Source organism: Colwellia sp., from assembly GCF_013215345.1.
Classification (GTDB): domain Bacteria; phylum Pseudomonadota; class Gammaproteobacteria; order Enterobacterales; family Alteromonadaceae; genus Colwellia.
In genome coordinates this window covers 1-1,917 of the sequence record NZ_JABSOV010000253.1, presented here as the reverse complement: position 1 = coordinate 1,917, position 1,917 = coordinate 1, and the positions used below count along the sequence as shown (strand labels likewise).

Genomic DNA, 1,917 nt, shown 5'->3' with positions numbered 1-1,917 from the left:
ACCTCGGCATTAACTTCATTATGCTTTTTAAGTAGTACGGCAGCACTAGCGGCTAACAGCACTAAAATGTCGGCAGAAAAACCTGCGCGCTGGTTTGAGATTGAAGTCATTCTTTTTAAACACACCTCAACAAAAGCAGATAATAAAGAGCAATTTACCGCCAGAGACCTCACAGCTAAAAAACGTCGCGCTTTTGATTTATTAGCCCCTTATTTGCAACCTAACATAGCTTCATTAAAGCAATTACTGCCTAATTGTCAGCAATCACAAAGCAAATTACCTTATAACATTAGTCTTACGCCGTATAACTTATGGCCAGCCATCACTAGTAAAGAAAGTACTGATGCAGAGCTTAGTGATAAAGAGAGTGCTGTTGGAGAAGTTACTAACATAGCAGAAGGCAACACTGAAAATTTCGAGACAGTAAATGAACAATACGACTCGCAGGCTAAGGCTCAGAACAAGGAAACAGTAATTTCGTCAGCGAAAATGTCAGTGACCGTACTTACAGATACCAACAATGACACGACTGAAGCTAGACTTGGTGAAAAAACTGAGACACAAGCTGAACTAGCCACAGCTGCACAAAGTTACCAAGCACAATATGCCAATATTGAACTGCCCGTTTATGATCAATACCCGAGCTCTAGTAAGTCTGCTTTGTGTGTCATTCCGGCCGATTTTTTCCAGCAGCACTTAAGCGCTGAACAACTTGAAAATTTTAGTCTCGATGGCTATCCCGTTGAAAAATTAGCAACAACCATTAATGGCCTTGAACAATGGCAAGACGATGAAAATGGCAAAATCACTTGGGCCAGTGATAAGGCATATCTCATTAGCCAAGACTCTTTACGGTTAAAATCTATCGCTAATCGCATCAAGCGCTCTCGTGATTATAAACCGTTATTACATTTGGGCTGGCGCCAAATTGGTGCAACAAGAAGACAAGCACAAGCGATGAAGTTATACGCTGGTGAGCATTTAGAGTTTGACTACCAACAAGCACTCACTCAGCAGCAAGCTGAGCAAACCGCTCTTGAGTTAGAGGCTATTTTAGCGCAAAGACAACAAATAGAATCGCTTATTAACAGCCAATTACTCATGGTTGATAATGACAGTAATCAAGGTATGTCTATAGGTATTGCAGCGACTAACAATACCAATCTAGATACAATGACTAGTGATATTTTAACTAACCAGCCAAGCTTACCCTCTGATGAACTATCGATAACAGAGCAGTTACGTCAACAAGCAAAGCAGCAACAACTTAACAATATTTATCAGCAATTTGCCTTATTAGATTCTTCCCTGTCACATAGTGCAGAAGATAATAAGCAGAGTTCAAGTGTCAATGACAGTAATGAGCCAATGCTCACCGAAGAACAAATTTCTCATGTAGTTGCACAGCTTTCCGCCGACATTAACAAGCAACAGAGCAGACAATTGAGTGGCATCGACGACCAAGAAAATCAAGCAGCAACACAACCACTACAGCCTTGGTATCTTGATGGGCTGTTTAAAGTGCACCTACACCTAGACAACCGCCTTTATATTAATAGTGAATTTAATATGCTCGAATCAGCAAATGAGTCATCGGTGATAGCTACAAGTGCCGATCAAAATGCTAAAGCCGATACTAAAAATAAGGTCATCTCTTTTAAGCAAGATCGCCGGGTTATCACTGGCGAGATTCATTATTTTGATCACCCTCTCATAGGCATGGTCGTGCAAATCAGGCGCTTTGACCCAACTAAACCAGCAAGTGAAGCAGTGACCCAGGCAAAAAAATAAAAAGCTATAAGCTGATACATACCCGTTACCATTCAAAGTACTCGATTTAAGTGGGAATTTAAATGACTTTAGGCAAGGAGAAGAACGTAAACATAGTTATTCTATATTTTTGTTCTTTAACGCCGT

General features: G+C 40.5%; 1 protein-coding gene. It reads left to right on the top strand.

Going from position 1 to position 1,917, the window contains the following annotated elements; all coding sequences use genetic code 11:
* Positions 1-1,791: CsiV family protein (locus HRT50_RS18770; RefSeq protein ID WP_291617369.1), on the top strand; the 1,791-nt coding region annotated here is incomplete at its 5' end.
* Positions 1,792-1,917 lie beyond the last annotated feature (126 nt).